Consider the following 14428-nt stretch of genomic DNA (forward strand, 5'->3'; position numbering starts at 1 on the left):
ATCAGCCCTGGAAACGGTACTCCTCCAGAAGGCGCCGGCCAATGATCATTTTCTGGATCTCGGCGGTACCTTCACCGATCAGCAGCATCGGCGCCTCGCGGTAGAGGCGCTCGATCTCGTACTCCTTGGAGAAGCCGTAACCGCCGTGGATACGGAAGGCGTCCTCGACGACTTCCTTGCAGTACTCGGAGGCGAGGTACTTCGCCATCCCTGCCTCCAGGTCGTTTCGTTCCCCGGAGTCCTTTTTGCGTGCCGCGTTCACCATCATCGCATGGGCGGCCTCGACCTTGGTGGCCATTTCGGCCAGTTTGAACTGGATGGCCTGGTGCTGGGCGATCGGTTTGCCGAAGGTGTGGCGCTGCTGGGCGTACGAGACGCCCAACTCGAACGCACGTTGTGCGACGCCGCAGCCACGCGCCGCGACGTTCACCCGGCCGACCTCGACGCCGTCCATCATCTGGTAGAAGCCCCGGCCGGTCGTGCCCCCGAGCACACGATTGGCCGGAATCCGCAGGTCGTCCATGATCAGTTCGGTGGTGTCGACGCCCTTGTACCCCATCTTGTCGATCTTGCCGGGGATGGTGAGGCCGGGGCGGACCTCTCCGAAGCCGGGCTCCTTCTCCACCAGGAACGTCGTCATCGACTTGTGCGGGGCCGTGCCCTCGGGGTGGCCTTCGTCACTCCGGCACAGGACGGCCACCAGGGTGGAGGTCCCGCCGTTGGTGAGCCACATCTTCTGGCCGTTGAGGACGTACTCCTCGCCGTCCCGCACGCCCTTGGACGAGATCGCGGAGACGTCCGAGCCGAGCGCCGGCTCGGACATCGAGAACGCGCCCCGCACCTCGCCGAGCGCCATCCGCGGCAGGAACGTGTCCTTCTGCTCCTGGGTGCCGTGCTGCTTGAGCATGTAGGCGACGATGAAGTGGGTGTTGATGATGCCCGACACGCTCATCCAGCCGCGGGCGATCTCCTCCACGCACAGCGCGTAGGTGAGCAGGGACTCGCCCAGTCCGCCGTACTCCTCGGGGATCATCAGCCCGAACAGGCCGAGCTCCTTGAGTCCTTCGACGATCCGTGTGGGGTACTCGTCGCGGTGCTCCAACTCGGTCGCGACCGGAAGGATCTCCTTGTCGACGAAATCCCGGACCGTGGCGAGGATCTCCCGCTGGACGTCGGTCAGACCGGCGGTCTGGGCGAGTCGCGTCATGGCTGCTTCTCCTGTGGCTTCGCGCGGTTAGTTGGCGGGCGTCGGGCGGCCGGGCTGTTCGCCGCCGCGCTCCTTGACGTACGTCTCGGTGGGCACCATCACCTTGCGCCGGAAGACGCAGACCACGGTGCCGTCCTGCTTGTAGCCCCTGGTCTCGACGTACACGATCCCGCGGTCGCTCTTGGACTTCGACGGCGTCTTGTCCAGCACGGTCGTCTCGCCGTAGATCGTGTCGCCGTGGAAGGTCGGCGCGATGTGCTTGAGCGACTCCACCTCCAGGTTGGCGATCGCCTTCCCGGAGACGTCCGGCACCGACATGCCCAGCAGCAGGGAGTAGACGTAGTTGCCGACGACGACGTTCCTCCCGAAGTCGGTCGTGCTCTCCGCGTAGTTGCTGTCCATGTGGAGCGGGTGGTGGTTCATGGTCAGCAGGCAGAAGAGGTGGTCGTCGTACTCCGTGACCGTCTTTCCGGGCCAGTGCTTGTAGACGGCGCCGACCTCGAACTCCTCGTAGGTGCGTCCGAACTGCATGATCAGGCCTCCGGGGCTTCGAAGACGGAGGTGCGCCGCAGTCCGGCGGCCCGGCCCTTGCCCGCGACGACCAGGGCCATCTTGCGGCTGGCCTCGTCGATCATCTCGTCGCCGAGCATCGCCGAGCCCTTCTTGCCGCCCGCCTCGGAGGTGCACCAGTCGTAGGCGTCGAGGATCATCTCGGCGTGGTCGTAGTCCTCCTGGGAGGGCGAGAACACCTCGTTCGCCGCGTCGACCTGGCCCGGATGCAGCACCCACTTGCCGTCGAAGCCGAGCGCGGCGGCGCGGCCGGCCACCTCGCGGTAGGCGTCCACGTCGCGGATCTGGAGGAACGGGCCGTCGATGGCCTGGAGGTCGTGCGTACGGGCCGCCATCAGGATGCGCATCAGGATGTAGTGGTAGGCGTCCGCCGGGTAGCCGGGCGGCTGCTGGCCGACGACCAGGGTCTTCATGTTGATCGAGGCCATGAAGTCGGCCGGGCCGAAGATCAGCGTCTCCAGCCGGGGCGAGGCGGCGGCGATGGCGTCGATGTTCACCAGGCCCTTGGCGTTCTCGATCTGCGCCTCGATGCCGATCCGGCCGACCTCGAAGCCCATCGTCTTCTCGATCTGCGTCAGCAGCAGGTCCAGCGCGACGACCTGCTGGGCGTCCTGCACCTTCGGCAGCATGATGCAGTCGAGGTTGGGGCCCGCGCCCTCGACCACCGTGACGACGTCCCGGTAGGTCCAGTGCGTCGTCCAGTCGTTGACCCGCACGACCCGTGTCCTGCCGCCCCAGTCGCCCTTGTTGAGCGCGTCCACGATGGTGTGGCGCGCGCCCTCCTTGGCGAGCGGGGCGCAGGCGTCCTCCAGGTCCAGGAAGACCTGGTCGGCCGGGAGCCCTTGGGCCTTCTCCAGGAAGCGCGGGTTCGAACCCGGCACGGCCAGACAGGAGCGGCGCGGGCGCAGCCGGTTCGCGGGGGACGTGGGCGTGGTCATGCGGGGACCTCCAGAGGGTCGAGCTTGTTCGCTGTGCGGATCTCGTCGACGATACGGCCGATGATCTCCGTGATGCCGAAGTCCTTCGGGGTGAAGACGGCGGCCACACCGGCCGCGCGGAGTGCGGCGGCGTCCGCGGGCGGGATGATGCCGCCCGCGATCACCGGGATGTCCCGTGCGCCGGCCTCGCGGAGCCGGCGCAGCACGTCGGGGACCAGCTCGGCGTGCGAGCCGGACAGGATGGACAGGCCCACGCAGTGCACGTCCTCGGCCAGCGCGGCGTCGGTGATCTGCTCGGGCGTCAGCCGGATGCCCTGGTAGACCACCTCGAAGCCGGCGTCCCTGGCCCGTACGGCGATCTGCTCCGCGCCGTTGGAGTGCCCGTCCAGGCCGGGCTTGCCGACCAGCAGGCGCAGCCGCCCCACCCCGAGGTCGGCCGCGGTGCGGGCGGCCTTCTCGCGGACCAGGGCGAGCGGGGAGCCCGTCTCCGCGGTGACCGCGACCGGGGCGGAGGAGACCCCGGTGGGGGCCCGGAACTCGCCGAAGACGTCCCGCAGCGCCCAGGACCACTCGCCGGTCGTGACGCCCGCGCGGGCGCACTCCACGGTCGCCTCCATGAGGTTGCCCGTGCCCGCGGCGGTCTTCTTCAGCGCGGCCAGCGCCTCGCCGACGCGGGCCTCGTCGCGGTTGTCCCGCCAGGCGTGCAGCGCGGCGACGACACGGGCCTCGTTCTCGGGGTCGACCGTCATGATCGCGCCGTCCAGGTCGGCGGTGAGCGGGCTGGGCTCGGTCGACTCGTAGACGTTGACGCCGACGATCTTCTCCTCGCCGGACTCGATCCGGGCCCGCCGCGCCGCGTGCGAGGAGACCAGCTCGGACTTGAGGTAACCGGACTCGACGGCCGCCATCGCGCCGCCCATCCGCTCGATCCGGTCCATCTCCGCCAGCGACGCCTCGACCAGTTCGGCCACCTTGGCCTCGACGACGTGCGAGCCGGCGAAGACGTCCTCGTACTCCAGCAGGTCGCTCTCGTGCGCCAGCACCTGCTGGATGCGCAGCGACCACTGCTGGTCCCAGGGGCGGGGGAGCCCCAGCGCCTCGTTCCAGGCGGGCAACTGCACCGCGCGGGCGCGGGCGTCCTTGGAGAGGGTGACGGCCAGCATCTCCAGGACGATGCGCTGGACGTTGTTCTCCGGCTGGGCCTCGGTCAGGCCCAGGGAGTTGACCTGGACGCCGTAGCGGAACCGCCGCTGCTTGGGGTTCTCGACGCCGTAGCGCTCGCGGGTGACCTGGTCCCAGATGCGGCCGAAGGCGCGCATCTTGCACATCTCCTCGATGAAGCGGACGCCCGCGTTCACGAAGAACGAGATCCGGGCGACCACGTCGCCGAACGCCTCCGCGGGCACCTGGCCCGAGTCGCGGACCGCGTCGAGCACCGCGATGGCGGTGGACATGGCGTACGCGATCTCCTGGACCGGGGTGGCCCCCGCCTCCTGGAGGTGGTAGCTGCAGATGTTGATCGGGTTCCACTTGGGGACGCGGCTCACCGTGTACGCGATCATGTCGGTGGTCAGCCGCAGCGAGGGCCCCGGCGGGAAGACGTGCGTCCCGCGCGAGAGGTACTCCTTGACGATGTCGTTCTGGGTGGTCCCCTGGAGCCTCGCCGGGTCGGCGCCCTGCTCCTCCGCGACCACCTGGTAGAGCGCGAGCAGCCACATGGCGGTCGCGTTGATCGTCATGGAGGTGTTCATCTGCTCCAGCGGGATGTCCTGGAACAGCCGGCGCATGTCGCCGAGGTGCGAGACGGGAACCCCGACGCGGCCCACCTCGCCGCGGGCGAGGGCGTGGTCGGGGTCGTAGCCGGTCTGCGTCGGCAGGTCGAAGGCGACCGACAGACCCGTCTGGCCCTTGGCGAGGTTGCGGCGGTACAGCTCGTTGGACGCCTCGGCGGTCGAGTGCCCGGCGTACGTCCGCATGAGCCAGGGCCGGTCCTTCTGGCGTTCGTTCATCGCGGAACCTCAGACGTCGCGGAAGCGGTTGATGGCGTCGATGTGCTGCTCGCGCAGCTCCTCGTCGCGCACGCCGAGGCCCTCGCGGGGCGCGAGCGCCAGGATGCCGACCTTGCCCTGGTGGAGGTTGCGGTGGACGTCGTACGCGGCCTGGCCGGTCTCCTGGAGGGAGTAGACCTTGGAGAGCGTCGGGTGGATCTTGCCCTTGGCGATCAGGCGGTTGGCCTCCCACGCCTCGCGGTAGTTGGCGAAGTGGGAGCCGATGATGCGCTTGAGGGACATCCACAGGTAGCGGTTGTCGTACTCGTGCATGTAGCCGGAGGTGGAGGCGCAGGTGGTGATGGTGCCGCCCTTGCGGGTGACGTAGACCGAGGCGCCGAAGGTCTCGCGGCCCGGATGCTCGAAGACGATGTCGATGTCCTCGCCGCCGGTGAACTCGCGGATGCGCTTGCCGAACCGCTTCCACTCCTTGGGGTCCTGGGTGCGCTCGTCCTTCCAGAACCGGTACCCCTCGGCGTTGCGGTCGATGACCGCCTCCGCGCCCATGGACCGGCAGATCTCGGCCTTCTCGGGGCTGGAGACGACGCAGACGGGGTTGGCGCCGCCGGCGAGGGCGAACTGGGTGGCGTAGGAGCCGAGTCCGCCGCTGGCGCCCCAGATCAGCACGTTGTCGCCCTGCTTCATGCCCGCGCCGTTGCGCGAGACGAGCTGGCGGTACGCGGTGGAGTTGACCAGGCCCGGCGCCGCGGCCTCCTCCCAGCTCAGGTGCTTCGGCTTCGGCATGAGCTGGTTGGACTTGACGAGGGCGATCTCGGCGAGCCCGCCGAAGTTCGTCTCGAAGCCCCAGATCCGCTGCTCGGGGTCGAGCATCGTGTCGTTGTGGCCGTCGGAGGACTCCAGCTCGACGGAGAGGCAGTGCGCGACGACCTCGTCGCCCGGATTCCAGGCGTTCACGCCCGGACCGGTCCGCAGGACGACGCCCGCGAGGTCGGAGCCGATGACGTGGTAGGGCAGGTCGTGGCGGCGGGTCAGCTCGCTGAGCCGGCCGTACCGCTCCAGGAAGCCGAAGGTGGACACCGGCTCGAAGATGGAGGTCCAGACGGAGTTGTAGTTCACCGAGCTGGCCATCACGGCGACCAGCGCCTCGCCGGGGCCGAGTTCGGGGACCGGGACCTCGTCCAGGTGCAGCGACCGGCGGGGGTCCTTGTCGCGGGTCGCGAGCCCCGCGAACATCTCCGCCTCGTCCTTGTGCACGGTCACCGCGCGGTACGACTCGGGGACGGGCAGGGCCGCGAAGTCCGCGGCGGTGCTGTCCTGCGATTGGATCGCGTCCAGGATTTCCTTCACGGTGTTGCCTCCGGTGATGCGGCGTCGGGGAACGCTTGACGGGCCCTGCCGAGGGGCAGGGGTGCGGCGGGTGTGGAGGTGTCGCCGTCGGTTCGGCGGGGTGGGGCTGGGCGTGCTCGGTGGAGCGGAAGGTGCCTGTGACGCAGGCGTCCGGGCGCACAGCACGGTGGTTGCGGGGACAGCCGGCGTACGTGTGAGTCCTCAGCACGCCGGCCGCCCGGACACCTTCAACGTATGGCACTCCGTGACACCTGACAAGGCACCGAGTGCCAACAATTTCTCTCACTTGTCATCTCGCGGGCACGCATGAGCATCGCGGCGGGTGGTACGGGCGCTTTCGTCCTGCTGACCGGGCGCAGGCGGGGGCCCCTGCCCGCGTCCGGGCGTGTCGAACACCCGGTCGGGGGGCATACGGACCGCAGACAATGATCTTGGCGGGGGCGGCAGGACAAGGGGTGGGGCACCGATGGCGACACCGATACGCGGAGGTGCGGCCCGGCGGCCCTCCTCCTTCGACCTGCGCCGCACCGCCTTCGGCTTCGCGCTGATCGCCCTGGTCGTCGCGGGCGGCGGCCTGGCGCTGCGAGCCGCCTGGCGGGCCGCCGGGGACCACCCGGCGACCGCCGCCGCCCTGCTCCTGCCCGCGCTCGCCGCCACCGTGCTCCTGCTGCGCCGCCGCAGACGGGCCCGCCGCGTCGCGGCCGCCGTCGCCGACGCCGCGTACGGGGCCGTCGAGGCCGGGCTCGCCGAGCTGGACGCCGCGGCGGCCGCGCCCGCCGCCCCCGCCGGGGCCGCCGCCCCGGAGCCGGTCGACCTCGCGGAGCTGGACCCGTACGCCTTCGAGGAGGAGACCGCCGCGCTCTGCCGCCGCGACGGCTGCGCCGACGCCGAGGTGGTGGGCGGCGCGGGCGACCTGGGAGCCGACGTCATCGGCACCCTTCCGGACGGCCGCAGGCTGGTCGTCCAGTGCAAGCGCTACGGGGAGGGCAACCGGGCCGGCTCCCAGGACCTCCAGCGCTTCGGCGGCACCTGCTACGCCGTGCACGGCGCGGACGTCGCGCTCGTCGTCAGCACCGGCGGATTCACCGAACCCGCCCTCGACTACGCGCGCCGGTGCGGCATCCTCTGCGTCGGCCCCGAGGAGCTGGCGGCCTGGAACGAGGGCAGCGCGCCGCCGCCCTGGGAGGCGGCCGTCCCCGCCGGGCCGGACGCCGGGCTCACCGCGCCTTCAGGGCCTGCTGGATCGTCCGCATGACCTCGTCCAGCGGGGCGTCGGTGCGCGCCACCGCGACGAGCACCTCGCCCTCGGACGCCACCGCCGCGGCCGGGGGCCGCTCGGCCTCGGCGCTCCGGCCCGCTCCTATGCCCGAGCCGAAGGTGTCGCGCACGATGGCGAAGGCGCGGTCGAGCTGCGCCTCCACATCCCCCTGGCCGTCCGCCCGCAGCCACCGGCGCAGCACGTGGTTGTGCGCGGTGACCACGGCGGACGCGGCGACCTCCGCCAGCAGCGGGTCGTCGTTGCCCGCGTGGTGGTCGTGCTCGTCGAAGTGGCCCAGCAGGTAGCGGGTGAACAGCCGCTCGTAGCGGGCCACCGACGCGATCTCCGCCTCCCGCAGGGTCGGCACCTCGCGGGTCAGCTTGTAGCGGGCCACGGAGACGGCGGGCTTGGCCGCGTACATCTTCATGACCTCCTTGATGCCCCGGCAGACCGTGTCGAGCGGGTGCTCGTGCGCGGGGGCCGCGTGCAGCACGGCCTCGGCCCGGACCAGGGTGTCGTCGTGGTCGGGGAAGATGGCCTCTTCCTTCGAGCGGAAGTGCCGGAAGAAGGTCCGCCGGGCGACGCCCGCCGCGCCCGCGATCTCGTCGACGGTCGTCGCCTCGTACCCCTTCGTGGCGAACAGCTCCATCGCGGCGGCGGCCAGCTCGCGGCGCATCTTGAGCCGCTGGGCGGCGGCGCGCGACCCCGCGGTGGTCTCCGGGGCGTCGGACGCGGCGGTGGCACGGGGTGACCTGGCGGGCTGGGACATGGAGTGAACGTAACGCATCGGTCCCGGAGAGCGCGCCTGCGGGGGCGGACCGCCGGGAGGCCCCAGCAGCCCGCCCCACCCGGCCGCCGGATCAGCGGCGGGCATACTCGCGGAAGCCGCGCCCGGTCTTGCGGCCCAGGCAGCCCGCGGCGACCAGGTGCTCCAGCAGCGGGGCCGGGGCGAGGCCCGGCTCGCGGAACTCCTCGTGCAGCACCTTCTCGATGGAGAGCGAGACGTCGAGGCCGACCACGTCGAGCAGTTCGAACGGGCCCATCGGGTAGCCGCCGCCCAGTTTCATCGCCGCGTCGATGTCGTCCAGCGAGGCGTAGTGCGCCTCGACCATCTTCACCGCGTTGTTGAGGTACGGGAAGAGCAGCGCGTTCACGATGAAGCCGGCCCGGTCGCCGCAGTCCACCGGGTGCTTCTTGATCGTCGCGCACACGGCGCGGACCGTGGCGTGCACGTCGTCGGCGGTCAGGACGGTACGGACCACCTCGACCAGCTTCATCGCGGGCGCCGGGTTGAAGAAGTGCATCCCGACCACGTCCTCGGGCCGCTTCGTGGCGCGGGCGATGGCGACGACCGGCAGCGAGGAGGTGGTGGTGGCGAGGACCGCGCCCGGCCGGCAGACCTCGTCCAGGGCGGCGAACAGCCGCCGCTTGACCTCCAGGTCCTCCGCGACCGCCTCCACGGCGAGGTCGACCCCGGCCAGCGCGTCCAGCGAACCGGCGGCGGTGATCCGCGCCAGCGCCGCTTCACGGGCCTCGGCGGTCAGCCGCCCCTTGTCGACCGAGCGCTCCAGCGACGCGGCGATCCGGTCCTTGGCCCGGTCCGCCTTCTCCTGGCCGCGCGCCGCCAGCACCACGGCGTACCCCGCCTTGGCGAAGACCTCGGCGATCCCGGAGGCCATCGTCCCGGAGCCCGCGACCCCCACCGAGGCCACCGTGCGCCCGGTCCCCGCCGCGTCGGCCGCCGCCGGGGTCAGCGCGTCGGGCACCACGTCCTGGCCGCCCGGAGCGTCGTACGTGTAGAAGCCGCGCCCCGCCTTGCGCCCGGTCAGCCCCGCCGCGCTGAGCTGGCCGAGGACGGGGGCCGGGGCGTGCAGCCGGTCGTGGGAGGCGGCGTACATGGCCTCCAGCACCGTGCGGGCGGTGTCGATGCCGATGAGGTCCAGCAGGGCGAGGGGGCCCATCGGCAGCCCGCAGCCCAGCCGCATCGCGGCGTCGATGTCCTCGCGGGAGGCGTAGTTCGCCTCGTACATCGCGGCCGCCTGGTTCAGGTAGCCGAACAGCAGTCCGTCCGCGACGAAGCCGGGCCGGTCGCCGACCGCGACGGGCTCCTTGCCCAGCTCGCGGGCCAGCCGCGTCACCGCCTCGACGGCGTGCGGCGCGGTCAGCACCGAGGAGACCACCTCGACCAGCTTCATCGCGGGAGCCGGGTTGAAGAAGTGCAGGCCCAGGACGCGCTCGGGGCGCCGCGACTCGGCGGCGAGGCGGGTGACCGACAGGGCGTTGGTGCCGGTGGCCAGGATCGCGGTGGGGGAGACGACCTCGTCCAGCTCCCGGAACACCCGCTGCTTGGCCTCGTACGTCTCCGGGACCACCTCGATGACCAGCTCGGCCGCCGCGGCGGACCGCACGTCCGCGGAGGTGCGGAACCGGGCGAGGGCCTCGCTCCGCTCCCGCTCGGTGATCCGCCCGCGCGCCACGGCCCGCGCGGTGGACGCTTCCAGGGCGGCGACGGCCTGCCGGGCGGCCTCCTGGCTGACGTCGATGCCGACGACCTCGCGGCCCGCCAGGGCCAGGACCTCGGCGATGCCGGCGCCCATGGTGCCGAGGCCGACGACGGCGATGGTGCTGAGGGGGATGTCCATCAGGGGACTCCAGGGTGAGTGACGACTGGGGAGCACGGCTCGCGCGGGGCCCTGGGGCAGGGCGCGCGGGCGTGCGGAAGGGGAAGGGCGTGGAGCACGGCACGGGCGGCTGAGCACGCCCGGCCGGGAGGACGACCGGCCCTGTCCCGAGGCCGCGTCACACGAAGAAGCCGAACCGACGAGCGCTCCGGATGGCTGCGTCACCAGGCCACCGGAGCCTGCGGGGATGTCCCGCTCAGATGAGGCTAACCGGCGGGTAACGAGCGCGCCACCCCCTCCTCCTTGTGCTCTGGACCACATCGCCGCCCACCGGGCATGGCCTACGCAGCGTGCCCGCCGCTACGCTGAGCGTCATGGATGAGGAGTTCCGCTCGCTCATGGACCGGCTGGAGCCCGAGGCGGAGGGGTCGCCGCTGTACGGCCGACTCGTCGCCACCGAGGACGGCGAGGAGCTGGCCCGCGTCCTGGTCGAGCCGCGCCGCCCCCTGTGGGCCCGCGAGATCGCCGCGTTCCGGCTCGGCTGCGCGGGCGACCGGCGCGCCTTCGAGCCGCTGGTGCTGCTGCTCAACCACCGCGACCCCGAGCGCTGCGTCTGCGCCGCCCACGCCCTGGCCCGCCTGGGCGACCCCCGCACCCCGCGGGCGGCCGCCGCCCTGGCCACCAACACCCTGCGCACCGCCTACGCCGTGCACCCGGTGCGCCTGCTCGCGGCCCTGCGGGCCCCGGAGTCGGTCCCCGCCCTGGTCGCCACCCTCCAGCGGCTGCTGGCCCCCGACGAGCCCCACTGGCGCACCGCGCTGGCCTGCGTGGAGGGGCTGGGCGGCCTCGGCGACGAGCGGGCCCGGCCGGTCCTCACGGCCGCCCTCCCGCACCCCCGTCTCGGCACGGCCGCCGCGCGGGCGCTCGGCCGGCTGCCGCGGGGGTGAGCGGCGCACCGCACGCCGACGGCCCCGCGCCCCGCCGGAGCGGGGCACGGGGCCGGGGAGCGGCCTCGGCGGGGGGCTGCCGCCTCAGTTGCGGAAGCCGAGCAGCCCGTGCAGCCGGCTGCCCGCGCCGTCGTCCGCCGACTCCCCCTCGGACAGCGGCTCCGGGTCCGGCAGCGCCGCGCAGACCGCGTCCGCGCCGCGGCCGCCGGGCGGCAGGGTCCCGTCGGCCAGGTAGGCCGCCAGGTGCCCGTCCAGGCAGTCGTTGCCGCTCAGCGTGATGCCGTGGTTGCCGCCGCCCTCCTCGACGACGAGGCGCGAGCCCTTGAGCTTGCGGTGCATACTGACCGCGCCGCCGTACGGGGTCGCCGCGTCGTCCGTGGCCTGGAGGATGAGCGCCGGGGGCAGCTCGTGGTTGTCGACCCGGACCGGGCTCAGCGGCGCCACCGGCCAGCTCGCGCACGGCGCGTTGTACCACGTGTTGTTCCACGTCATGAACGGCGCCTCGGCGTGGATCCGGCGGCTGTCGGCGCGCCAGGTGCTCCAGTGCCGGGGCCAGGGGGCGTCGAGGCACTGGACGGCCGTGTAGACCGAGTAGCCGTTCTCCCCGCTCGCGTCGATCGCGCCGAAGTCCTCGTACGCCTCCACCAGCGCCTCGGCGTCCCCGTCCCTCACGTACGCGGCGAACGCCTCGGCCAGGTGGGGCCAGTAGCCGTTGTAGTACCCGCCGGGCAGGAAGGCGTCCTCCAGCTCGCCCGCGCCGACCGTGCCGCCCGCGGGACGCCGGGCCACCTCCGCCCGCATCCGGTGCCAGGCGGCCTCGACGCGCGCCGGGTCGGCGCCGAGCCCGTACGCGGCGTCGTGCTCCGCGACCCAGGCGGCGAACGCCTTGTGGCGGGCGTCGAACGCGCGGTTCTGCCGGAGGTTGCCCTCGTACCAGACGGCGTCCGGGTCGACGACCGAGTCCAGGACCACGCGGTGCAGGCGCCGCGGGAACAGCTTCGCGTAGACCGCGCCGAGGTAGGTGCCGTAGGAGTAGCCGAAGTAGCTGACGCGCGGTGCGCCCAGCGCCCGGCGGATCACGTCGAGGTCCTTGGCCGCGCTGACCGTGTCCATGTACGGCAGCACGTCGCCGTGCTTCTCCCCGCACGCGCGGGCGAAGGACTCGGCCCGGTCGCGGTTGGTCCGCTCCTGGCGGCGGGAGTCCGGCACCGAGGCGGGGCGCACCGGGTCGAAGTGGCCGGGCCGGCAGTTCAGCGCCGGGGTGCTCCGGCCGACTCCGCGCGGGTCGAAGCCGATCACGTCGTACTGGGCGGCGACCTCCTTCGGCAGCGAGGACGCCACGAAGCCAGCCATCGACAGGCCGCTGCCGCCCGGACCGCCGGGGTTGACCAGGAGCGGGCCCTGGTACGTCTTCGCGGTGTGCGGGACGCGGGACACGGCCAGGGTGATCTGACGGCCCGACGGGCGGGCGTGGTCCAGCGGGGCGCGCACCTCGGCGCACTGGAGCGTCGGATGGTTGTCGGTCGGGCAGTCGGTCCACTGCGGCCGCGCGGTGGGCGGCGCGCTCGCCGGGGCGGTGGCGGCCGGGGCCGGCGCGGCGGCCAGCAGACCGGCGACCACCGCACCGGCGGCGACCAGGATTCCTGCACGTTTCGTCATGGGACCTCCCGAGTGGAGGGGGCGCGGCGCCGGATCACCGGCCCCCGCCGCATGGTCCCCGAACCGGCCGCCGGAGGGGTCCGTTCCGCGCGAACTCGACCCGTACGGTCACGCCATCGGCCCTGAGGGAGGCGTCAGGGGCCGCGAGGCGGGCGGCGGTCAGAGCAACGTGAGCTGGGTGGGGCCCGGCTCGTCGCCGGCGGCCGGGGCGGGCGCCGGGGTGATCCGGCGCGCTCGGCCCCGGTGCGCCGGGCCGATCCCGAACTCGTCGGCCAGCTCGTGCACCTGACGGGTGATCCGGCGCTGGTACCAGGTGGGGGCGTACGCCCCGTCCGCGTACATCCGCTCGTAGCGCGGCACCAGGTGGGGATGGCGTCGCCCCAGCCAGTGCAGGTACCACTCGCGCGCGCCGGGGCGCAGGTGCAGGACGAGCGGGGTCACCGAGGCCGCCCCGGCCGCCGCCACGGCGGAGACGGTGGCGCGCAACTGCTCCGGGGCGTCGCCGAGGAAGGGGACGACCGGGGCCATCAGGACCGAGCACTCGATCCCGGCGTCGGTGAGGGCGCGCACGACGTCCAGGCGGCGGCCGGGGGAGGGGGCGCCGGGCTCGACCGTCCGCCACAGCTCCCGGTCGGTGAAGCCCACGGAGACCGAGACGCCGATCTCGGTGACCTCGGCGGCCTGCCGCAGCAGCTCCAGGTCGCGCAGGATCAGGGTGCCCTTCGTCAGGACCGAGAACGGGTTCGCCCGGTCGCGCAGGGCGGCGATGATGCCGGGCATCAGCCGGTAGCGGCCCTCGGCCCGCTGGTAGCAGTCGACGTTGGTGCCCATCGCGACGTGCTCGCCCCGCCAGTGCCCGGAGGCCAGCTCGCGCCGGAGCAGGTCGGGGGCGTTGACCTTGACGACGATCTGGGAGTCGAAGCCGGCGCCCGTGTCCAGGTCCAGGTAGCTGTGGGTCTTGCGGGCGAAGCAGTAGACGCAGGCGTGCGTGCAGCCCCGGTAGGGGTTGACCGTCCATTCGAACGGCATCCGCGACGCGCCGGGCACCCGGTTCAGGATCGAGCGGGCGCGTATCTCGTGGAAGGTGATCCCCCGGAACTCGGGGGTGTCGAACGTGCGCGTGGTCACCGCGTCGGCGGCGAAGAGCGCGCTGTTCCCGGCCGTCGAGCTGTTTTCGACCAGATTGTCCCAGCGCATGGACGCCTCCTCGGTAGCACTGGCCACAGAATAGAACACATGTTCCCTTGATCGTGCGAACCAGCCCGTCCGTCCCGATTTTGAGCGGCCGCGCCCGAGGTGGTTGGCTCGCCCCACCCACCGAACAACCGACTGCTGGAGGAAGAGCCATGGCGCAGGTCGAGGCGACGACGGAGCGGATCATCGCGGCGGACGCGGAAGCGGTGTTCGACGCGCTGGCCGACTACAAGGACGTCCGCGGCAAGGTGCTGACGGGGCACTTCAGCGAGTACGAGGTCCGCGAGGGCGGCGACGGCGAGGGCACCCTGGTCCACTGGAAGCTCCAGGCGACCAGCAAGCGGGTCCGCGACTGCCTGCTGGAGGTCACCGAGCCGACCGACGGGCAGCTCATCGAGAAGGACCGCAACTCCTCCATGGTCACCACCTGGACCGTCACCCCCGCCGGCGAGGGCCGCTCCAGGACCGTCGTGACCACCGTCTGGGACGGCGCGGGCGGCATCGGCGGGTTCTTCGAGCGGACCTTCGCGCCCAAGGGGCTCGCCCGGATCCACGACGAGCTGCTCCAGAACCTGGCCGCCGAGATGGAGGGGTGACGCGCCGGCGGGACGCGGCCGCCCCGGCCCCCGCAGGGCGGCCCGCCTCACCGGAACGGGTGGTTCTCCGGGGCGGCCGCCC

The 14428-nt window shown here is 72.6% G+C and carries 12 protein-coding genes; 3 read left to right on the forward strand and 9 right to left on the reverse strand.

Going from position 1 to position 14428, the window contains the following annotated elements; all coding sequences use genetic code 11:
- Position 1: 1 nt before the first annotated feature.
- Genes ACZ6EJ_RS19710 through ccrA form a run of 5 tightly spaced genes read right to left on the reverse strand, consistent with a single transcriptional unit; the run spans position 2 to position 6071 of the window.
- Positions 2-1207, reverse strand: coding sequence for an acyl-CoA dehydrogenase family protein (locus ACZ6EJ_RS19710; protein ID WP_469268656.1), 1206 nt, complete (start codon positions 1205-1207; stop codon positions 2-4).
- A 27-nt stretch (positions 1208-1234) separates the two neighbouring features.
- Positions 1235-1738, reverse strand: coding sequence for a MaoC family dehydratase (locus tag ACZ6EJ_RS19715; protein WP_469268658.1), 504 nt, complete (start codon positions 1736-1738; stop codon positions 1235-1237).
- Between the two features lie 2 nt (positions 1739-1740).
- A complete protein-coding gene (locus ACZ6EJ_RS19720; RefSeq protein WP_469268660.1) occupies positions 1741-2715 on the reverse strand; it encodes an HpcH/HpaI aldolase/citrate lyase family protein in 975 nt (324 codons plus the stop codon).
- Positions 2712-4724, reverse strand: coding sequence for a protein meaA (locus tag ACZ6EJ_RS19725; RefSeq protein WP_469268662.1), 2013 nt, complete (start codon positions 4722-4724; stop codon positions 2712-2714). The genes ACZ6EJ_RS19720 and ACZ6EJ_RS19725 overlap by 4 nt, the downstream gene beginning before the upstream one ends.
- A 9-nt stretch (positions 4725-4733) precedes the next feature.
- Positions 4734-6071 carry a crotonyl-CoA carboxylase/reductase gene (gene ccrA, locus ACZ6EJ_RS19730; RefSeq protein ID WP_469268664.1) on the reverse strand — a complete coding sequence of 446 codons (1338 nt, stop codon included), beginning with the start codon at positions 6069-6071 and terminating at the stop codon, positions 4734-4736.
- 466 nt (positions 6072-6537) lie between these two features.
- On the opposite strand from ccrA, the gene ACZ6EJ_RS19735 reads away from it, so the two are divergent.
- Positions 6538-7326: a restriction endonuclease gene (locus ACZ6EJ_RS19735; RefSeq protein WP_469268665.1), complete on the forward strand. Its 789-nt coding sequence runs from the start codon at positions 6538-6540 to the stop codon at positions 7324-7326.
- Here the strand turns inward: ACZ6EJ_RS19735 and ACZ6EJ_RS19740 are convergent.
- Together ACZ6EJ_RS19740 and ACZ6EJ_RS19745 are read right to left on the reverse strand one after the other, a co-directional pair.
- Positions 7289-8098 (reverse strand): TetR family transcriptional regulator, encoded by an 810-nt coding sequence (locus ACZ6EJ_RS19740; RefSeq protein ID WP_469268666.1) that lies wholly within the window; start codon positions 8096-8098, stop codon positions 7289-7291. The two genes, ACZ6EJ_RS19735 and ACZ6EJ_RS19740, sit on opposite strands and share 38 nt — an antisense overlap.
- Before the next feature lie 91 nt (positions 8099-8189).
- Positions 8190-9971 (reverse strand): 3-hydroxyacyl-CoA dehydrogenase family protein, encoded by a 1782-nt coding sequence (locus ACZ6EJ_RS19745; RefSeq protein ID WP_469268668.1) that lies wholly within the window; start codon positions 9969-9971, stop codon positions 8190-8192.
- Positions 9972-10324: 353 nt separating this feature from the next.
- Here ACZ6EJ_RS19745 and ACZ6EJ_RS19750 point away from each other — a divergent pair, with 353 nt between their 5' ends.
- Positions 10325-10897, forward strand: a complete 573-nt coding sequence (locus ACZ6EJ_RS19750) for an adenylosuccinate lyase (protein ID WP_469268670.1) — start codon at positions 10325-10327, stop codon at positions 10895-10897.
- A gap of 84 nt (positions 10898-10981) precedes the next feature.
- Here the strand turns inward: ACZ6EJ_RS19750 and ACZ6EJ_RS19755 are convergent, their stop codons facing one another.
- A complete protein-coding gene (locus tag ACZ6EJ_RS19755; RefSeq protein ID WP_469268672.1) occupies positions 10982-12556 on the reverse strand; it encodes an alpha/beta hydrolase in 1575 nt (524 codons plus the stop codon).
- A gap of 159 nt (positions 12557-12715) precedes the next feature.
- Positions 12716-13753 carry an Rv2578c family radical SAM protein gene (locus ACZ6EJ_RS19760; RefSeq protein ID WP_469268674.1) on the reverse strand — a complete coding sequence of 346 codons (1038 nt, stop codon included), beginning with the start codon at positions 13751-13753 and terminating at the stop codon, positions 12716-12718.
- Between the two features lie 149 nt (positions 13754-13902).
- Between ACZ6EJ_RS19760 and ACZ6EJ_RS19765 the strand changes: the two genes are divergently transcribed.
- Entirely contained in the window at positions 13903-14346 is a 444-nt protein-coding gene (locus ACZ6EJ_RS19765) for an SRPBCC family protein (protein ID WP_469268676.1), read from the forward strand.
- Positions 14347-14428 lie beyond the last annotated feature (82 nt).

The organism is Streptomyces sp. NPDC041970 (assembly GCF_055588985.1).